The organism is Streptomyces sp. NPDC096136, assembly GCF_044763325.1.
In the GTDB taxonomy this organism is placed as follows: Bacteria; Actinomycetota; Actinomycetes; order Streptomycetales; family Streptomycetaceae; genus Streptomyces.
Genome location: NZ_JBIWFZ010000023.1, coordinates 52483 through 69797, shown reverse-complemented (window position 1 = coordinate 69797; position 17315 = coordinate 52483). Strand labels below are relative to the sequence as shown.

Genomic DNA, 17315 nt, shown 5'->3' with positions numbered 1-17315 from the left:
TCAGCCCGTCGGCGTCAGCAGGCAGCGGCCCACCAGGCCCACGCCCGCGTCGAGGGATTCCCGGAACTCCTCCGCCAGTTCGGGGGAGCGGCGCAGGGTCCACAGGAGGCGGGCCGCCGCCCAGGCGCCCGCGCGGGCGCGCTCCAGGCTCCAGGAACCCAGCAGGTGCGTCAGCGGGTCGGCGATCTCCAGCAGGTCCGGGCCCGGCATCAGGTCCTCCCGGATGCGCTCCTCCAGGGAGACCAGGGTGTCGCCGACGCGGTGGAAGTCGGCCTCCAGGGCCGCCGGGGCGCAGTCCAGCACCCGGCAGGTGGACACCACCGCCAGGGCCAGGTCGTGCCCGATGTGGGCGTTGATCCCGGCCAGGGCGTGCTGGAGCGGCCGCACCCCCGGGTGGCGGCGGTACTGGAGGAGCGGGCGCCAGCAGGCCGGCGCCCGGTCCGATTCCACCGCCGTCAGGTACCGCTCGGCGAACCGCACGCCGAGCGTCTCGGCCCGCCGGGGCTCGGGGAAGCCCCCGTGCCCGATCCGCTCGTGCAGGGTCTGCGTCACGGTCAGGTACACCCGGTTGAAGACGGCGACGCCGTCCTGCGCGGGCAGCCGCTCGTCGAGGACGCGCATCCGCGCGAGTACCGCTTCCATGACAGGCAGCGTCCCAGCCGGGGCGGCCGGCGCGGGGAACTTGGCCGCAGGCTTCCCCGGTTCGGGCGAAGCGCCGTCAACCCCGCTTGTCCCCGGGCTCCTCGGAGCCGTCGTAGGCCGAGGTGCCCGAGTCCAGCAGCGGCTCCTGCCGCTTGAGGTGCTCCGGCGCGAAGTGGCGCAGCGCGTGGTAGCCGGTGATCACCACGATCGTGCCGAGCGCGATGCCGCCGAGCTCGAAGGTGTCGCTGAACCGCAGCGTGACGCCGCCGACGCCGATGATGATGCCCGCCGCGGCCGGCACCAGGTTCAGCGGATTGCTCAGGTCCACCCGCGCGTTCAGCCAGATCTGCGCGCCGAGCAGGCCGATCATGCCGTACAGGATCACGGTGATCCCGCCCAGCACCCCGCCGGGGATCGCGGCGACGACCGCGCCGAACTTCGGGCACAGGCCGAAGAGCAGCGCGAATCCGGCCGCCGCCCAGTAGGCCGCCGTGGAGTAGACCCGGGTGGCGGCCATGACGCCGATGTTCTCGGAGTACGTGGTGTTCGGCGGGCCGCCGACGGCCGTGGACAGCATCGACGCCACGCCGTCGGCGGCGATGGCCGTGCCGAGCTCGTCGTCCAGCGGGTCGCCCGTCATCTCGCCGACGGCCTTGATGTGCCCCGTGTTCTCGGCGATCAGCGCGATCACCACCGGCAGCGCGATCAGGATCGCCGACCACTCGAAGGACGGCGCGTGGAAGGTCGGCAGCCCGATCCAGTCGGCCTGGCCCACGCCGGAGAGGTCGAGCCGCCAGTGGTCCACGGCCTCCGTCCCGCCCGCCGGGGAGTGGATCTTCCCGAAGACCAGGTCGAGGACCCAGGAGAGCGCGTATCCGAAGACCAGGCCCAGGAAGATCGCGATCCGCGACCAGAAGCCGCGCAGGCACACCACGGCCAGCCCGGTGAACAGCATGGTCAGCAACGCCGTCCACTGGTCCTGCGGCCAGTACGTCGACGCCGTCACCGGGGCCAGGTTGAACCCGATCAGCATCACGACCGCGCCCGTCACCACCGGCGGCATCGCCGCGTGGATGATCCGCGCGCCGAACCGCCGCACGGCCAGTCCCGCCAGGAACAGCACCGCGCCGACCACGAACACCGCGCCCGTGACCACCGCGCTGTCCCCGCCGCCGGCCCGGATCGCCGCCGCGACGCCGACGAAGGCGAGCGAGCAGCCCAGGTACGAGGGGACCCGCCCGCGCGTGGCGAGCAGGAAGACGGCGGTGGCGACGCCCGACATCATGATGGCCAGGTTCGGGTCCAGGCCCATGAGGACCGGGGCGACGAAGCTCGCCCCGAACATCGCGACGACGTGCTGGGCGCCGAGCCCGGCGGTGCGCGGCCACGACAGCCGCTCGTCCGGCCGCACCACCGCGCCGGGGGCGGGGGTCCGCCCGTCTCCGTGCAGGGTCCAGCGCAGGCCGAAGCCCATGTTCCACCACTTCCGTTCCGCCGAGAGGTCAAGGATCATGACCGCAGGGCGGCCAGCCATATATTAGGGCCGGGTAGCAGCGGGTTCGTCCCGATTGACGGTGCCCGCGGCACGCGGCAGGGGCCCCGGCCGCAGCGCCGCCGCCCCCGCGACCAGGGCGCACGCCAGCAGCGTCACCAGGCCGAACGACCACACCAGCGAGGTGGCGTCCGCCACCGCGCCGATCGCCGACGGGGCGATCAGCCCCGAGGTGTACGTGATCGTCGCGACCCCCGCGATGGCCTGTGCGGGGGCCGGCCCGCTGCGCGCCGCCGCCGCGAAGGCCAGCGGCACCACCACCGCGATGCCCAGCCCGATCATCCCGAACCCGGCCATGGCCGCCGCCGGCTGGCGGACGGCCACCACCAGCAGCCCGCCCGCGGTGGCCAGTACGCCGCCCGCCCGGACGGTGCGCACCGCCCCGAACCGGTCCACGACCCGGTCCCCGGCCAGCCGGGCCACGGCCATGGTCAGTGCGAACGCCGTGGTGGAGGCGGCGGCCGCACCGGCCTCGGTGCCGAGCACGTCCCGCAGGAACACCGCCGACCAGTCCAGGCTCGCGCCCTCGGCGAAGACCGCGCAGAACCCCACGGCCCCGATCAGCACGGCGGCCTTCGGAGGCCGGGCGAAGCGGGGCGGCGCCTGCGCATCCGGCTCGCTGCGCAGGTCCAGCACGCCGCGGACGGCGACCAGCCCGGCGGCGGTCAGGACGAGGGCGGCGATCAGGTGGTGCAGCCGGGCGTCGGTCCCGGCGTGCGCGGCGACCGTGCCGGCGGCCGAGCCGAGCAGGGCGCCCACGCTCCACATCCCGTGCAGCGAGGACATGATCGAGCGGCCGAGCCGGTTCTCGGTCTCCACCCCGAGCGCGTTCATGGCCACGTCCGACATGCCGGCGGCGGCCCCGTAGAAGAAGAGGGCGCAGCACAGGGCGGCCAGGTTCGGGGCCAGGCCCGGCAGGACCAGCGACAGGGTCCACAGCGCGAGCAGCCCGCGCAGCGCGGCGCGGGCGCCGAAGCGGTGGTTGACCCGCCCGGCCAGCGGCATCGCGACGGCCGCGCCGAGGGCGGGGAAGGCGAGGGCCAGGCCCAGGGTGCCGGCGCCGATCTGGGCGTGCTCCTGGATCCAGGGGATGCGGGTGGCGAAGGAGCCGGTCACCGCGCCGTGGGCGCAGAAGACGGCGGCCATCGCGAAGCGGGCGCGGCGCAGCCGCGCCGGGCCGGTGCCGGGTTCCCCGGCCGTCACGGTCGTCATGGAATGAAACTATCAGGGAGCCTGCCTGATAATTGAAGTCCTTTCCCTAGGATGGGTCCCGTGACCTCTGTGAAGGCGATGTCCCCCGCCGCTTCCGCCCCCGCCGCCCCGGCCCCCTCGCCCGCCTCGCCGAGCACGGCCCGGGCCATGAACGACCGGCTCGCGCTCGAACTCCTCCAGGCCGAGGGGGCGCTGACGGCCACCCGGCTCAAGCAGCTGACCGGACTCTCCCGCCCCTCCGTCGCCGACCTGCTCGAACGGCTCGGTGCGGCCGGACTGGTCGAGGTCGTGGGGGAGTCCGGGGCGGAGCGCCGCGGCCCCAACGCCCGCCTCTACGGGATCGTGGCCCGGCGGGCCCACCTGGCCGCCCTGGACGTCCGGACCGACAGTGCGACGGCGGTGGTCACGGACCTGCTGGGCAACCCGCTGGCCCGGGCGGAACTGCCCGTCGACGCGGTCGGGGAGGCCGTGGACCGGCTGGAGGCCCTGGCCCGGGAGGCCGGGGCGCAGGCGCTGCACACGGTGGTCGTCGGCGCGCCGGGCCTGGTCGCCCCGGCCACCGGCGAGCTGCGCGACAGCGGCGGGCTGCCCGCCTGGCACCGGGACCTGGCGGCCGCGCTCCGGCGGCGGCTGCCTGCCACGGTGGTGGTGGAGAACGAGACCAACCTCGCGGCCCTGGCCGAACAGCGCGTCGGCGCCGCCCGGGACGTGGGCTCCTTCGTGCTGCTGTGGCTCGGCGCCGGGGTCGGGGCCGCGGTGGTGCTCGACGGGCGCCTGCGCCGGGGCGCCTCCGGCGGGGCGGGGGAGATCGGCTTCCTGCCGGTGCCCGGGACCGCCGCGCTGCCCTCCGCCACCGACTGCGGCGGCGGCTTCCACGCCCTGGCCGGCCGGGCGGCACTGGCCGCGCTGGCCGTGGAGCACGGCTTCGGCGGGCCCGTGGAGGAGGCGCTGGCCGGGGCCGCCGGGGAGGCCTTCCTGGAGGCGGTCGCCGAACGTCTCGCCCTCGGGGCGGCGGCCGTCGCCTCGGTGCTGGACCCTGGCTGCGTGGTCCTCGGCGGGGCGCTCGGCCGCGCGGGCGGAGAGGACCTGGCCGCGCGGGTGGCCCGCCGCCTGGCCGCCCTGAGCCCGGTCCCGACCGAGGTCCGGGCCACGGCCCTCGGCGACCCGGCGGTCCTGGAGGGCGCCCGCCTCGCGGCCCGCGAGGCCGCCCAGGCGGAGCTCTTCGGCTGACCGCCCCCGGGGACCGCTGCGCGGGCAGGGGACGGCCCCGCGCGGCGGCACCCCCGTACGGCTAGCCGCGCCGCTCCAGGAACTCCCCGAACGTGATCCGCCCCACCGCCCGGTCAGGGGCCAGGATCCCGCCCCGCCGGAACGCCGCGTACGCCCGCCCGGTGAGCCGTACCCCCACCACCCGCCGCCGGCTGCCCGCCGCCGCGAGGTACGCCCGCCCCCACTCCTCCAGGGTCCGCGCCTGCGGCCCGCCCATGTCCGCCACCCGCCCCGCCGCCTCCGGCACCGCCAGCTCCGCGAGCCGCTCCGCGACCTCCTCGACGGCGATCGGCTGCACCCGTACGCCCTTGGGCAGCGGCACCACCGGCAGCGGGAGCCGCGCCGCCGCCCCCGCCACCTGGGCCACCAGGTCGTGGAACTGGGTGGTCCGCAGGATCGTCACGCCGAGCCCCGACCCCTCCAGCATCCGCTCCACGCGCAGCTTGGTCCGGTAGTAGCCGAACGGCACCACGTCCACGCCGACGATCGAGATGTAGACGAGGTTCGTGACGGTCCCGGCGCGCCGGGCCGCGTCGATCAGGTGCCCGGCGGCCACGTCGTCGCCCCCGCGCGGCGAGCTGGCGCAGTGGACCACCACCCGCACCCCCGCCAGCGCCGCGTCCAGCCCGCTGCCGTCGCGCAGGTCGACCGGGTACGCGGCGGAGGACCGGCTCAGCGCCCGGACCTCGTGGCCCTGGTCGCGCAGCATGGTGACGACCAGGGCTCCGAGATTGCCGGTGCCGCCGGTCACGAGGATCGTGCTCATCGTGGGGTTGTCCTTCCGCGGGGGAGTGCCTTCCCCCACAGGACAGCCGGGGGCGCGGGAACGTGACACCGGCGCGCGGGAGGGGCCGCGGACGTGCGGGGACCCGGTGGCCGCCGGGCCACCGGGTCCTCACGTCCGTGTCACCCGGAGGGTGTCAGCAGGCGCCCAGGTCCTGCCAGACGCCCCACTGGCCGGTGGTGCCGGGCTCCTCGTTCTGCGTCCACCACTGTGCCTTCCAGTTGCGGCCCTTGTGCGAGACGACCGTCCCGCCGTTGTAGACCGTGCCCGCCACGTACGCCGGGTTGGTGCAGGTCCCGCCCGGGGGCGTGGTCGGCGGCGTCGTCGGGGGAGTGGTCGGCGGGGTGGTGGGAGGCGTGGTCGGCGGGGTGGTCGGGGGCTGGCCGGCGCCCGGCTCCGTCACCGTGGTGCCGCGCGCCAGGTCGCCGGCGAGGGCGTACGTGGTGCCGGAGATGTTCACCGTCCAGTTGGAGGGGGTGGACACCGGCAGGTAGTAGTTGAACGCCAGGTCCACCGAGGCCCCCGGGGCCAGCGTCTGCCAGGCCGGGAGCTTCAGCGAGACCCGCTGGAAGTCGCCCTTCAGGCCGCCGGCGTTGGGGCCGGAGTGGCCCGTGGCGATCACCTTCGTGCCGAAGCCGGACTGGTCCGAGGCGTTGGCCGGGGCCGAGGTGCCGTAGTCGAACTGGAACTCGGTGCCGCCGGGCAGGGTGGTCTTCGTGTTGTTGGTGATCTTCAGCTTCGGGGTGATCGGGTAGTTGGAGTCACCCAGCTTGAACTCGGTGAACTCCGTCTTGATGTCCACCGCCTGGGTGGGCAGCGTGCCCCCGGCCTTCTTCGCGCCGTAGGGGGAGGCCGCCTTGAACTTGTCGTACATCAGGGAGGTGAGGGTGTCGCCCATCTCGTACTGGCCCTTGGCGGCGTTGTACGCGTAGTCGCCCGCCAGCTCCCAGACCATCGTGCCGCCGATGCCCTTGTCCACGACGTAGTCGGCCTTGGCGGCGACGGACTGCTCGTCCTCCGTCGACAGGAAGACCTTCTTCTGCGCGTTCCACAGCCACGGCGCCACCAGCGTGGAGTCGTACTTGCGGGCGTAGGTGCCGGTCAGCGTGGTGTTCGCGGGGAAGCCGTACCTGGTGACGTAGTCGCCGACGACGCCCTTCTCCAGGTTCTTCGCGTGCCACATCGGGTTCGAGCCCGCCGGGGACTCGACGCCGTTGGTGTCGAGGTCGTGCCAGAGGTTGTCGATGCCGACCGCGCCGTCACCGCACTTGGTCAGACCGGCGCCCGCCGGGCAGCCGGTGGCCGGGGCCTTGCCCCACAGGCCGTCGGTGCCGCCCTGCACGTTCTTGAAGCCGCGGGTGTAGTACGGCAGGCCGATGTTGATCCGGCCCGACGGCATCGAACCGCGGAAGTAGTGGTAGGCCCAGTCGGTGTTGAGGTAGCCGACGCCGCCGTACTGGGAGGTGGAGTAGACGCCCGCGGCCGCCAGCTCGGCGTCCTTGCCGTCGTCGAAGAGGGAGGCGTTGGGGCCGACGTACTCGTTCCAGGCGCCGTGCAGGTCGTAGGACATGATGTTGACGTAGTCCAGGTACTTCTGCATCTGGAACGTCTCCATGCCCCGCAGCAGGTAGCCGGAGGAGGGGGCGGCGACGGACAGCAGGTAGTGCTTGCCGTCGGCGGCGCCCGCGCGGTCGAGCCTCTCGCGCAGCGACTTCATCAGCGCCGCGTAGCCCTGGACCAGACCGGCCCGGCGGGCGTTGGACAGCTGCCAGTCCAGAGGGTTGCCCGCGTCCTTCATCGTGGTCGGGTACTCGTAGTCGATGTCGACGCCGTTGAACCCGTACTTGCGGACGAACTCCACCGAGGAGTCCGCGAAGGTGTCGATGCCCGCCTGGTTGACGGAGCCGTCGGCGTTGGTGGCCATCGAGTAGAAGCCGCCCGAGGCCACGCGGTTGCCGTCGTCGCCGAAGTAGCCGCCGGTCTCGGCCCAGCCGCCGACCGAGATCAGCGTCTTCACGTTCGGGTACTGCTTCTTGAACTTGTTCAGCAGGTTGAAGTGGCCCTTGTAGGGCAGGGCCGGGTCCATCTCGGCGCCCGCCACGCCCGGCCAGGTCATCCCGGTGGCGGCGTTGTTCGGGCCGTCCGAGCCGACCGAGATCCTGTTGTCGGAGCCGACGTGGGCGAAGGCGTAGTTCAGGTGGGTGACCTTCGACCACGGGACGTTGTTGGCCAGGTAGGCCGGGGTGCCGTCCTTGCCCGTGCGCCAGCTGGTGAAGTAGCCGATGACGCGGCGCTGGTGGTCCGCGCCCATCCTCTCGCGGCCCTCGGAGTCGTAGACGGAGCAGTAGGGGACGTCCACTCCGGGCGTCTTGTAGAGCCCGTCGGGGCGGCAGCTCTCGTTGTCGGCGGCGTGGGAGACGCCTGCGGAGAGCCCGCCGACCAGCAGTCCGGCGATCGCGGCGCCGGATGCCAGGAGCATCGCTCTCGTACGGGTGGGGGACGGCATGGTGCCTCCTGGGGAGGGGAGGATGGCAGGGCCAAAGGCGGCAACGGGCGGATACGCGGCGCTGGTTGGCCCGTGACGTGCGCACGTCGGCAGGCCGGCTCCCGGGAAGATGAAGGGAACGTTAAGAGGACTAGACCAACCCGTCAATAGGTCTGGACCAACCTCGGATCCGCGGGGTTCCGGACGCCGCCGCCGCCACAGGGGCGCTCAAGGACGGCTTCCTTGTGAGCCAGGCCACAGCGGTTCACCCGCATGGCCGCCGATCCCCCGTGGCACACTGGCCCTAGTACCAGTAGCAGCGCACTCCGGGGTCGGTGTAATTCCGAACCGGCGGTATAGTCCGCGACCCGTCCGCAGCCAGCGGCCGGTTGACCAGGTGAAATTCCTGGACCGACGGTTAAAGTCCGGATGGGAGGCAGTGCGCGGCGGGCAGTCACCGGTACGCCGCCGTCGGCGGTCCACCGACGTATCCCAGGGATACGTGTCGGACGGGCCGTTTTTCCGGCCCCGGCGTTCCCGCGTGCGCTTTCCCGCTTCATCTGTCGTATCCCGACAGGCCCCGGAGTCCGTGCCCGACGAGGCAGGAGGACCCGGTGGCGACACACGCCGCGCAGGCAGCACCCGACCCGAGCACCACCGCGATGCGCCGGGCCATCGAGCTGGCCTCCCGCGGACTCGGCTCCACCAGCCCCAACCCCGTCGTCGGCTGCGTCATCACCGACCCCGCGGGCGCCGTCGTCGGCGAGGGCTGGCACCAGCGGGCCGGCGGCCCGCACGCCGAGGTCCACGCCCTGCGCGCGGCCGGAGACGCCGCCCGCGGCGCCACCGCCTACGTCACCCTCGAACCCTGCAACCACACCGGCCGCACCGGCCCCTGCGCGCAGGCGCTCATCGACGCCGGGATCGCCCGCGTGGTCTACGCCGTCTCCGACCCGAACCCGCAGGCCAGCGGCGGCGGCGCCACCCTGCGCGCCGCCGGGGTCCCCACAGAGGCGGGCCTGCTGGCCGACGAGGCCGAGCAGGGCAACGCCGCCTGGCTCACCTCCGTCCGCCTGGGCCGCCCCCACGTCACCTGGAAGTACGCCGCCACCCTCGACGGCCGCAGCGCCGCCGAGGACGGCAGCAGCCGCTGGATCACCTCCGCCGAGTCCCGCGCCGACGTCCACCGGCTGCGCGCCGAGGCCGACGCCGTCCTCGTCGGCGGCGGCACCCTGCGCACCGACGACCCCCACCTCGCCGTCCGCGGGGTCGACGGGGCCGTCCAGCCGCTGCGCGTCGCCCTCGACACCCGCGCCGGCCTGGCCCCCACCGCCCGCATCCTCGACGACGCGGCCCCCACCCTGATCGTCACCGGCGAGGACGCCGACACCCGCCACCTGCCCGGCACCGACGTCCTGCGGCTGCCCCTGCACGACGGCCGCGTCCCCGTCCCGCTCCTGCTCGCCGAGCTGAACGCCCGCGGGGTGCGCTCGGTCCTCCTCGAAGGCGGACCCGCCCTCGCCGGAGCCTTCCTGGAGGCCGGAGCCGTCGACCGCGTCGTCGGCTACATCGCCCCGGCCCTCCTCGGCGCCGGCCCCGCCGCCCTCGCCGGCGCCGGCATCACGAACATCGCCCACGCCGTACGCCTCGACATCACCGAGGCCGTCCGCGTCGGCACCGATCTGCGCATCACCGCCGTCCCCTCCAACGCCCCCAAGGAGCACTGAGTGTTCACCGGAATCGTCGAAGAACTGGGCGAGGTCACCGCCGTCGAGCAGCTCGCCGAGGCCTCCCGCTTCCGCCTGCGCGGCCCGGTCGTCACCGAGGGCGCCAAGCACGGCGACTCGATCGCCGTCAACGGCGTCTGCCTGACCGTCGTGGAGACCGCCGACGGCGAGTTCACCGCCGACGTCATGCAGGAGACCCTCAACCGCTCCAGCCTCGGCGCCCTGGGCGCGGGCTCCCGGGTCAACCTGGAGCGCCCCATGGCCCTCGGCGGCCGCCTCGGCGGGCACCTGGTCCAGGGACACGTCGACGGCACCGGCGAGATCCTCTCCCGCACCCCCTCCGAGCACTGGGAGCTCGTCAAGGTCGCGCTCCCCGCGCACCTCGCCCGGTACGTCGTGGAGAAGGGCTCCATCACGGTGGACGGCGTCAGCCTCACCGTCGTCGAGGCCGCCGCCGACCACTTCACCATCAGCCTCATCCCCACCACCCTCGCGCTGACCACCCTGGGCATCAAGCAGCCCGGCGACCCGGTCAACCTCGAGGTCGACGTCCTCGCCAAGTACGTCGAGCGGCTGCTCGCCGCCGGCGTGGACCCGCTGCACGCCGAGGAGGGGCAGAAGTGAGCGCCCTGACCTGGCTGAACTCCGAAGCCTTCACCGCCTTCGGCCAGAAGATCATCTGGTCCGACGCCATCGGCAACACCATGGGCCTGGCCGCCCTCGCCCTCGGCTGGCGGCGCTCCATCTGGACCTGGCCGACCCAGTTCCTCTCCGGGGCCATCCTCTTCGTCGCCTTCGCCGCCGGCCACCTCTCCGGCAACGCCGGCAAGCAGGTCGTGGTCATGCTCGTCGCCCTGTGGGGCTGGGCCCAGTGGACCCGCGGCAAGCGGCAGGCCCAGGACGCCTCCCTCGCCGTCCGCTTCGCCACCTGGCGCGAGCGCGGCCTGCTGCTCGGCGCCGCCGCCGTCGGCACCCTCGCCGTCACCGGGCTCTTCACCCTCTACCCGTGGATGTCCTGGAACCCGCTCCCGGACGCCTACATCTTCGTCGGCACGATCGTCGCCATGTACGCCCAGGCCAAGGGCCTGGTCGAGTTCTGGTTCGCCTGGCTGCTCGTCGACGCCGTCGGCGTCCCCCTCGCCTTCACCAGCGGCTACGCCTTCTCCGCGTTCGTCTACGTGATCTACGGAGCCCTCGTGCTCTGGGGTGCCCACGACTGGTACCAGCGCTCGCGCACCACCCCCGCCCCGGCCCTCGAAGGAGCAACGGCATGACCCCCGTCCTCAAGCCCGTGCCCGACCCGGCCGACTCCTACGCCGAGGAGTCCTTCCGCCTCGACCCCGTCGAGCAGGCCATCCGCGACATCGCCGCCGGCCGCCCCGTCGTCGTCGTCGACGACGAGGACCGCGAGAACGAGGGCGACCTCGTCATCGCCGCCGAGAAGGCCACCCCCGAGATCGTCGCGTTCATGATGAGCGAGTGCCGGGGCCTGATCTGCGCGCCGATGGAGGGCCCCGAGCTGGAGCGCCTGGAGCTCCCGCAGATGGTCCGCGACAACACCGAGTCGATGAAGACCGCCTTCACCGTCTCCGTCGACGCGAGCGCCGCCCACGGCGTCACCACCGGCATCTCCGCCGCCGACCGCGCCACCACCCTGCGCCTCCTCGCCAACGGCACCTCCGAGGCCGGCGACTTCGTCCGCCCCGGACACGTCTTCCCGCTGCGGGCCAAGCCCGGCGGCGTCCTGGTCCGCAACGGCCACACCGAGGCCGCCGTCGACCTCGCCCGCCTCGCGGGCCTGCGCCCCGCCGGCGCCATCGTGGAGATCGCCGGCGAGGACGGGGTCATGCTGCGGCTGCCCGAGCTGATCCCCTTCGCCCGCAAGCACGGGCTGACGATCATCTCCATCGAGGACCTGATCGCCTACCGGCGCTCCGCGGAGCCCACCGTCCGCCGCGAGGCCGAGGTCAGCCTGCCGACCGCCGCCGGCGAGTTCACGGCGTACGGCTACCGCTCCACCGTCGACGGCGTCGAGCACGTCGCCCTCGTCCACGGCGAGATCGGCGACGGCCGCGACGTCCTCGTCCGGATGCACTCCGAATGCCTGACCGGCGACATCTTCCAGTCCCAGCGCTGCGACTGCGGCCCCCAGCTCCAGGCCGCCATGGCCCGGGTCCAGGCCGAGGGCCGCGGGGTCATCGTCTACCTCCGCGGGCACGAGGGCCGCGGCATCGGACTGCTGTCCAAGATGCGCGCCTACGAGCTCCAGGAGCGCGGCCGCGACACCCTGGACGCCAACCTGGAACTGGGCCTGCCCGCCGATGCCCGCGACTACGGCGCCGGCGCCCAGATCCTCGCCGACCTGGGCGTGCGCACCGTGCGGCTGCTGACCAACAACCCCGACAAGGCCGACGCCCTGGAGAGCCACGGCATCTCCGTCGCCGGCCGGGAGGCCATGCCGGTCGGCGCCGGCGAGCACAACCTGCGCTACCTGCGCACCAAGCGCGACCGCATGGGCCACGACCTCCCCTGGCTGGAGGGGGCCGTGCCCACCTCCGCCTGCGGAAACCAGTAGTCACCCCGCACCACCCCACCCCACCCCCCGTCAACCCCGGTACCCACCGGACCCCCCCGAGGAGCAGAGCTGTGAGCGGCAAGGGCGCACCCGTACTGAGCGTGAAGAACTGCGGCGACCTCCGGGTGGCCGTGATCGCGGCCCAGTGGCACGAGAAGGTCATGGACGGCCTGGTGGACGGCGCCCTGAGGGCCCTGCACGAGCTGGGCATCGACGAGCCCACCCTGCTGCGCGTCCCGGGCAGCTTCGAGCTCCCGGTCGTCGCCAAGGTCCTCGCCGGCCGCGGCTACGACGCCATCGTCGCCCTCGGCGTGGTCATCCGCGGCGGCACCCCGCACTTCGACTACGTCTGCCAGGGCGTCACCCAGGGTCTGGTCCAGGTGTCGATCGACACCGGGGTCCCCGTCGGCTTCGGCGTCCTGACCTGTGACAACGACGAGCAGGCGCTGGACCGTGCCGGCCTGGAGGGATCGAACGAGGACAAGGGGCACGAAGCGGTCACCGCCGCCGTCTCCACCGCCATGACCCTGCGGACCGTCAGCGAGCCCTGGCGGTAGTCCACGGAGTGAACCCCGGCACCGGGGGGGCCGGGTGAACCCGTACCCTAAGGGCATCATGGCGAACACACCCGTTAAGACCTTCGAAGAGCTCTTCGCCGAGCTCCAGCTCAAGGCCGCCGACGGCGACCCCAGCACCTCCCGCACCGCCGAGCTCGTCGGCAAGGGCGTCCATGCCATCGGCAAGAAGATCGTCGAGGAGGCCGCCGAGGTCTGGATGGCCGCCGAGTACGAGGGCAAGGACGCCGCCGCCGAGGAGATCTCCCAGCTGCTCTACCACGTCCAGGTGATGATGGTGGCGCGCGGGATCTCCCTCGACGACGTCTACGCCCACCTCTAGGCCGGAGCCCTCCGCCCCGGGCCCCCCGGCCCACCCCCCTTACGCACCTACGCACGAAGGAAGCCCATGCTGCGCATCGCCGTCCCCAACAAGGGTTCGCTCTCCGGACCGGCGTCGGAGATGCTCCATGAGGCCGGCTACCGCCAGCGCAAGGAGTCCAAGGAACTCGTCACGGTCGACCCCGACAACGAGGTCGAGTTCTTCTACCTCCGCCCGAAGGACATCGCGATCTACGTCGCGTCGGGCAAGCTCGACATCGGCATCACCGGCCGCGACCTGCTGCTGGACTCCGGAGCCAACGCCGAGGAGATCCTGCCGCTGAACTTCGGCCGCTCCACCTTCCGCTACGCCACCAAGCCCGGCACCGCGAAGGGCCCCGAGGACTTCGCCGGGATGACGATCGCCACCTCCTACGAGGGCATCGTCGCCAAGCACCTCGCCGACCTCGGCGTCGACGCCTCCGTCGTCCACCTGGACGGCGCCGTCGAGACCGCCATCGAGCTCGGCGTCGCCCAGGTCATCGCCGACGTCGTCGAGACCGGCACCAGCCTGCGCAACGCCGGCCTGGAGGTCATCGGCGAGCCGATCCTCAAGTCCGAGGCGACCGTCATCCGCCGCACCGGCGCCGGCGACGACGACCCGAAGGTCGGGCAGTTCCTGCGCCGCCTCCAGGGCGTCCTCGTGGCCCGCAGCTACGTGATGATGGACTACGACTGCCGCGCCGAGCACCTGGAGCGCGCGGTCGCCCTCACCCCGGGCCTGGAGTCGCCGACCATCTCCCCGCTCCACAACGAGGGCTGGGTCGCGGTCCGCGCCATGGTCCCCGCCAAGGAAGCCCAGCGGATCATGGACGACCTGTACGAGCTCGGCGCGCGCGCGATCCTCACCACCTCGATCCACGCCTGCCGCCTCTAGGGCCCGTCCGGCCCCGGCCCGGTCACCCGCGACCCGGCCGGGCCGTCCGCCGCCCCCCGTACGCCATCCCCAGAAGGCCCCACCGCACCATGAGCGAGTCCGCCGCCCAGCCCGCCCTGCCCGAACTCCCGGTCACCTTCCGGCCGAACCGTACCCGGGCGGTGCTGCTGGGCGTCGGCCTCGTCATGTTCGCCACCATCACGGCGATCGCGCTGCTCCTGGAGAACCTCAGCCCCGGCGAGCGGGTCAGCTTCATCGTCACCGCCGTCCTGATGGGCTCCGTCCTCGTCCTGCTCAGCCGCCCGAAGGTGGTCGCCGACGAGTCCGGGGTCACCGTGGTCAACCTCACCACCACCCGCCGCCTGGAGTGGGCGCAGATCCTGCGCGTCAACCTCCGCCCCGGCGACCCGTGGGTGTTCCTCGACCTGAACGACGGCACCAGCCTGCCCGCCCTGGGCATCCAGCCCGGCATCGCCAAGGCGCGCGCCATCGGCGACGCCCGCGCCCTGCGCGCCCTCGCCGAGACCCGCGGGACCGGCACCGTCGGCCACTGAGCCGGGCGGACCCCGTCGCTGCGTCCCATTGCGGCGGCGATCTCAATGACTACCCTGGTGGGGCGGCGCACCACTGCGCCCACCCACCCGCCCCGGGACCCCGTGGCCCGTGGGCACCTGCGACCAGAGGAGTGACTCCCTCCAGCAATGGACGGATCGTCCGGTAGTACCCGCGCCGCCCTCCCCGTGGAGGCGGCGGCATGACCATCCCGCTACTCCTGCTCGTGGCGGCATTCGCCCTGATCCTCGCCAACGGTTTCTTCGTGGCGGCCGAGTTCGGCCTCGTCACGGTCGAGAAGCCCGAGGCCGAACGGGCCGCAGCCGACGGTGACCGCCGTGCCCGCACGGTGGTCGAAGCCCTGCGGGAGCTGTCCTTCCAGCTCTCCGGGACCCAGCTCGGCATCACCATCACCTCCCTCGTGGTCGGCATGCTCGCCGAGCCGGCCCTCGCCGCGCTGCTGTCGGGCCCGCTCGCCGCGACCGGCCTGCCCGCGGGAGCCGTCCCCGGCGCCGCCGTCCTCATCGGCATGCTGCTCGCCTCCGCCGTCCAGATGGTCGTCGGCGAGCTCGTCCCGAAGAACTGGGCGGTCTCCAAGCCGCTCCAGGTGGCGCGGTTCGTGGCCGGCCCCCAGCAGGCCTTCTCCCGGGCCCTGCGGCCCGTCATCGCCGGCCTCAACTCCGTCGCGAACCGCCTCGTGCGGGCGCTCGGCGTCGAGCCCGCCGAGGAGATGGCCTCCGCCCGCACCCCCGGCGAACTGGTCTCCCTGGTCCGCCATTCGGCCCAGGCCGGCGCCCTCGAACAGGACACCGCCGACCTCTTCGTACGGACCCTCTCGCTGGGCGAGCTCACCGCCCAGCACGTCATGACCCCCCGGGTGAAGGTCAGCGCCCTCCAGGACTCGGCCACCGCGGCCGACGTCCTGAACCTGACCCGCGCCACCGGCCTGTCCCGCTTCCCGGTCTACCGCGAGCGCATCGACGAGATCACCGGGGTCGTCCACCTCAAGGACGCCCTCGCCGTGCGCGAGACCGAGCGCGCCCGCACGACCGTCGGCCGGATCTGCGTCGCCCCGCTGCTGGTGCCCGGCTCCCTGCCGGTGCAGCCGCTGCTGGAGCGCCTGCGCAGCGAACAGCCGATGGCCGTGGTGGTCGACGAGTACGGCGGCACCGCCGGCGTGGTCACCCTGGAGGACATCGTGGAGGAACTCGTCGGCGAGGTCCGCGACGAGCACGACCTCGCGCAGGACGACAGCCCCGAGCTGGCGGCCGTGGCCGCCGAGGACGGCCGCCCCTCCTGGGAGGCCGACGGCAGCTGCCGCGTGCACACCCTGCGCCGCATAGGCCTGGAGGTGCCCGAGGGCCCGTACGAGACCGTCGCCGGCCTCGTCGCCGACCTCCTGGGCCGGATCCCCGCCCCCGGGGACCGGGCCGAGCTGCCCGGCTGGAAGCTGTCCGTCCGTCAGGTCCGGCGCAACCGCGCCGAGCGGGTCCGGCTGGTCCGCCTGACGGCCGCGCCGCAGACCGCCGCCGAGGCGGTCCCGCAGCCCGCCCGCCCCGCCGGGCGGCCGCGCACCGAGCAGCAGCTGGAAGGCGCCGCCCGATGAACGCCCTGCAACTGCTCTTCGCGCTGCTCCTGGTCCTGGCCAACGGTTTCTTCGTCGGTGCCGAGTTCGCGCTCGTCTCCGTACGCCGCAGCCAGATCGAGCCCCTGGCGGCCGACTCCAAGCGGGCCCGGCAGGTGCTGTACGGCCTGGAGAACCTGCCGCGCATGATGGCCGCCGCCCAGTTCGGCATCACCCTGTGCTCGCTCACCCTCGGCGCGGTCGCCGAGCCCACCGTGGCCCGGCTGCTGGAGCCCGTCTTCGAGGCCGTCCACGTCCCCGAGGGGCTGGTCCACCCGCTGGGCTACGCCTTCGCGCTGGCCGCCGTGGTCTTCCTGCACCTGGTCATCGGCGAGATGGTCCCCAAGAACCTCGCCATGGCCGCCCCCGAGAAGACCGCCCTGTGGTTCAGCCCCGGCCTGGTGGCCTTCGCCCGCGTCTGCGGGCCCGTCACCACCGCCCTGGGCGCCTGCGCCGCGCTCGTCCTGCGGCTCTTCAAGGTGGAGCCCAAGGACGAGGTCGAGGCCGTCTACACCAGTGCGCAGCTCGGCCGGCTCGTCGAGGACTCCCGGCAGGCCGGACTCCTCGAACCGGTCGAGCAGGAGCGCCTGGAGGACGCCCTGGAGCTGGGCAGCCGTCCGGTCACCGACGTCCTGCTGGCCCCGGGCCGGCTCGTCACCGTCGGCCCGGCCGTCACCCCGCGCCAGATCGAGCAGCTGACCGTGCGCACCGGCTTCTCGCGCTTCCCGGTCCGCTCCGACAGCGGGGCCTTCATGGGCTACCTCCACGTCAAGGACGTCCTGGACCTGGAGGACCGGGAGCGGGCCGTGCCCCAGCGGGTCTGGCGCCGGATGACCACCCTGTGCTCGACGCTGCCGCTCGACGACGCGCTGACCGTCATGCGCCGTGACGCCACCCATCTGGCGCAGGTGGCCGACCCGGCCGGGCGGGTGCTGGGCCTGGTCGCCCTGGAGGACGTCCTGGAGATGCTGGTCGGCGAGGTCCGAGACCCCGCCCACCGCGTCCCGGCCCGCCGCCACCGCGAACGCGCCCTGACCGGCTGACGCAGGGTCCCGGGGGCGCCGCCCCCAGACCCCCGCGC

The 17315-nt window shown here is 73.6% G+C and carries 16 protein-coding genes and 1 riboswitch; of the genes, 11 read left to right on the top strand and 5 right to left on the bottom strand.

The genetic code is table 11. The features are described 5' to 3' along the window. The 3 genes from ACIRBY_RS32790 to ACIRBY_RS32780 form a co-directional block, all read right to left on the bottom strand. Entirely contained in the window at positions 1 to 642 is a 642-nt protein-coding gene (locus ACIRBY_RS32790; RefSeq protein ID WP_403907561.1) for a DUF5995 family protein, read from the bottom strand. Positions 643 to 718: 76 nt separating this feature from the next. After that, entirely contained in the window at positions 719 to 2116 is a 1398-nt protein-coding gene (locus ACIRBY_RS32785) for a uracil-xanthine permease family protein (protein WP_403907663.1), read from the bottom strand. Between the two features lie 63 nt (positions 2117 to 2179). Beyond that, the gene (locus ACIRBY_RS32780; RefSeq protein ID WP_403907559.1) at positions 2180 to 3406 is read right to left on the bottom strand and encodes an MFS transporter; all 1227 of its coding nucleotides are present in this window, start codon (positions 3404 to 3406) and stop codon (positions 2180 to 2182) included. A 78-nt stretch (positions 3407 to 3484) separates the two neighbouring features. Between ACIRBY_RS32780 and ACIRBY_RS32775 the strand changes: the two genes are divergently transcribed. Then, entirely contained in the window at positions 3485 to 4636 is a 1152-nt protein-coding gene (locus tag ACIRBY_RS32775) for an ROK family transcriptional regulator (protein ID WP_403907661.1), read from the top strand. A 61-nt stretch (positions 4637 to 4697) separates the two neighbouring features. On the opposite strand, the gene ACIRBY_RS32770 is transcribed toward ACIRBY_RS32775, so the two are convergent. Together ACIRBY_RS32770 and ACIRBY_RS32765 are read right to left on the bottom strand one after the other, a co-directional pair. Further along, positions 4698 to 5441 (bottom strand): SDR family oxidoreductase, encoded by a 744-nt coding sequence (locus tag ACIRBY_RS32770; RefSeq protein WP_403907557.1) that lies wholly within the window; start codon positions 5439 to 5441, stop codon positions 4698 to 4700. Between the two features lie 154 nt (positions 5442 to 5595). Continuing rightward, positions 5596 to 7965 (bottom strand): chitinase C-terminal domain-containing protein, encoded by a 2370-nt coding sequence (locus ACIRBY_RS32765; RefSeq protein ID WP_403907555.1) that lies wholly within the window; start codon positions 7963 to 7965, stop codon positions 5596 to 5598. 296 nt (positions 7966 to 8261) lie between these two features. After that, positions 8262 to 8391, top strand: a riboswitch (FMN riboswitch). Positions 8392 to 8606: 215 nt separating this feature from the next. Between ACIRBY_RS32765 and ribD the strand changes: the two genes are divergently transcribed. The 10 genes from ribD to ACIRBY_RS32715 all read left to right on the top strand — a co-directional run bounded on the left by ribD (position 8607) and on the right by ACIRBY_RS32715 (position 17277). After that, on the top strand, positions 8607 to 9671 hold the full coding sequence (ribD, locus tag ACIRBY_RS32760; RefSeq protein ID WP_403907659.1) for a bifunctional diaminohydroxyphosphoribosylaminopyrimidine deaminase/5-amino-6-(5-phosphoribosylamino)uracil reductase RibD: 1065 nt from the start codon (positions 8607 to 8609) through the stop codon (positions 9669 to 9671). Continuing rightward, entirely contained in the window at positions 9672 to 10295 is a 624-nt protein-coding gene (locus ACIRBY_RS32755) for a riboflavin synthase (protein ID WP_403907553.1), read from the top strand. After that, positions 10292 to 10945, top strand: a complete 654-nt coding sequence (locus tag ACIRBY_RS32750) for a nicotinamide riboside transporter PnuC (protein ID WP_403907551.1) — start codon at positions 10292 to 10294, stop codon at positions 10943 to 10945. The genes ACIRBY_RS32755 and ACIRBY_RS32750 overlap by 4 nt, the downstream gene beginning before the upstream one ends. Beyond that, entirely contained in the window at positions 10942 to 12246 is a 1305-nt protein-coding gene (locus tag ACIRBY_RS32745; protein WP_403907549.1) for a bifunctional 3,4-dihydroxy-2-butanone-4-phosphate synthase/GTP cyclohydrolase II, read from the top strand. Before ACIRBY_RS32750 ends, ACIRBY_RS32745 begins: the two co-directional genes overlap by 4 nt. A gap of 71 nt (positions 12247 to 12317) precedes the next feature. Then, complete coding sequence (ribH, locus tag ACIRBY_RS32740; RefSeq protein WP_042817356.1) at positions 12318 to 12803, top strand: 6,7-dimethyl-8-ribityllumazine synthase; 486 nt, start codon at positions 12318 to 12320, stop codon at positions 12801 to 12803. Positions 12804 to 12861: 58 nt separating this feature from the next. Continuing rightward, positions 12862 to 13143: a phosphoribosyl-ATP diphosphatase gene (locus tag ACIRBY_RS32735; RefSeq protein WP_042817366.1), complete on the top strand. Its 282-nt coding sequence runs from the start codon at positions 12862 to 12864 to the stop codon at positions 13141 to 13143. Between the two features lie 66 nt (positions 13144 to 13209). Further along, positions 13210 to 14058, top strand: coding sequence for an ATP phosphoribosyltransferase (gene hisG, locus ACIRBY_RS32730; protein WP_403907547.1), 849 nt, complete (start codon positions 13210 to 13212; stop codon positions 14056 to 14058). Between the two features lie 89 nt (positions 14059 to 14147). Beyond that, positions 14148 to 14612, top strand: a complete 465-nt coding sequence (locus tag ACIRBY_RS32725) for a PH domain-containing protein (protein ID WP_403907545.1) — start codon at positions 14148 to 14150, stop codon at positions 14610 to 14612. Positions 14613 to 14812: 200 nt separating this feature from the next. Continuing rightward, entirely contained in the window at positions 14813 to 16216 is a 1404-nt protein-coding gene (locus ACIRBY_RS32720; RefSeq protein WP_403907543.1) for a hemolysin family protein, read from the top strand. Further along, the gene (locus ACIRBY_RS32715; RefSeq protein ID WP_403907541.1) at positions 16213 to 17277 is read left to right on the top strand and encodes a hemolysin family protein; all 1065 of its coding nucleotides are present in this window, start codon (positions 16213 to 16215) and stop codon (positions 17275 to 17277) included. Before ACIRBY_RS32720 ends, ACIRBY_RS32715 begins: the two co-directional genes overlap by 4 nt. The last annotated feature ends 38 nt before the right edge of the window (positions 17278 to 17315 follow it).

Coding starts and splice junctions, on each gene's coding strand:
- ACIRBY_RS32785 (WP_403907663.1), bottom strand. CDS start 2,116: ATGGGCTTCGGCCTGCGCTGGACCCTGCACGGAGACGGGCGGACCCCC.
- ACIRBY_RS32725 (WP_403907545.1), top strand. CDS start 14,148: ATGAGCGAGTCCGCCGCCCAGCCCGCCCTGCCCGAACTCCCGGTCACC.
- hisG (WP_403907547.1), top strand. CDS start 13,210: ATGCTGCGCATCGCCGTCCCCAACAAGGGTTCGCTCTCCGGACCGGCG.
- ACIRBY_RS32715 (WP_403907541.1), top strand. CDS start 16,213: ATGAACGCCCTGCAACTGCTCTTCGCGCTGCTCCTGGTCCTGGCCAAC.
- ribD (WP_403907659.1), top strand. CDS start 8,607: ATGCGCCGGGCCATCGAGCTGGCCTCCCGCGGACTCGGCTCCACCAGC.
- ACIRBY_RS32770 (WP_403907557.1), bottom strand. CDS start 5,441: ATGAGCACGATCCTCGTGACCGGCGGCACCGGCAATCTCGGAGCCCTG.
- ACIRBY_RS32745 (WP_403907549.1), top strand. CDS start 10,942: ATGACCCCCGTCCTCAAGCCCGTGCCCGACCCGGCCGACTCCTACGCC.
- ACIRBY_RS32775 (WP_403907661.1), top strand. CDS start 3,485: ATGTCCCCCGCCGCTTCCGCCCCCGCCGCCCCGGCCCCCTCGCCCGCC.
- ACIRBY_RS32765 (WP_403907555.1), bottom strand. CDS start 7,965: ATGCCGTCCCCCACCCGTACGAGAGCGATGCTCCTGGCATCCGGCGCC.
- ACIRBY_RS32735 (WP_042817366.1), top strand. CDS start 12,862: ATGGCGAACACACCCGTTAAGACCTTCGAAGAGCTCTTCGCCGAGCTC.
- ACIRBY_RS32790 (WP_403907561.1), bottom strand. CDS start 642: ATGGAAGCGGTACTCGCGCGGATGCGCGTCCTCGACGAGCGGCTGCCC.
- ACIRBY_RS32720 (WP_403907543.1), top strand. CDS start 14,813: ATGACCATCCCGCTACTCCTGCTCGTGGCGGCATTCGCCCTGATCCTC.
- ACIRBY_RS32780 (WP_403907559.1), bottom strand. CDS start 3,406: ATGACGACCGTGACGGCCGGGGAACCCGGCACCGGCCCGGCGCGGCTG.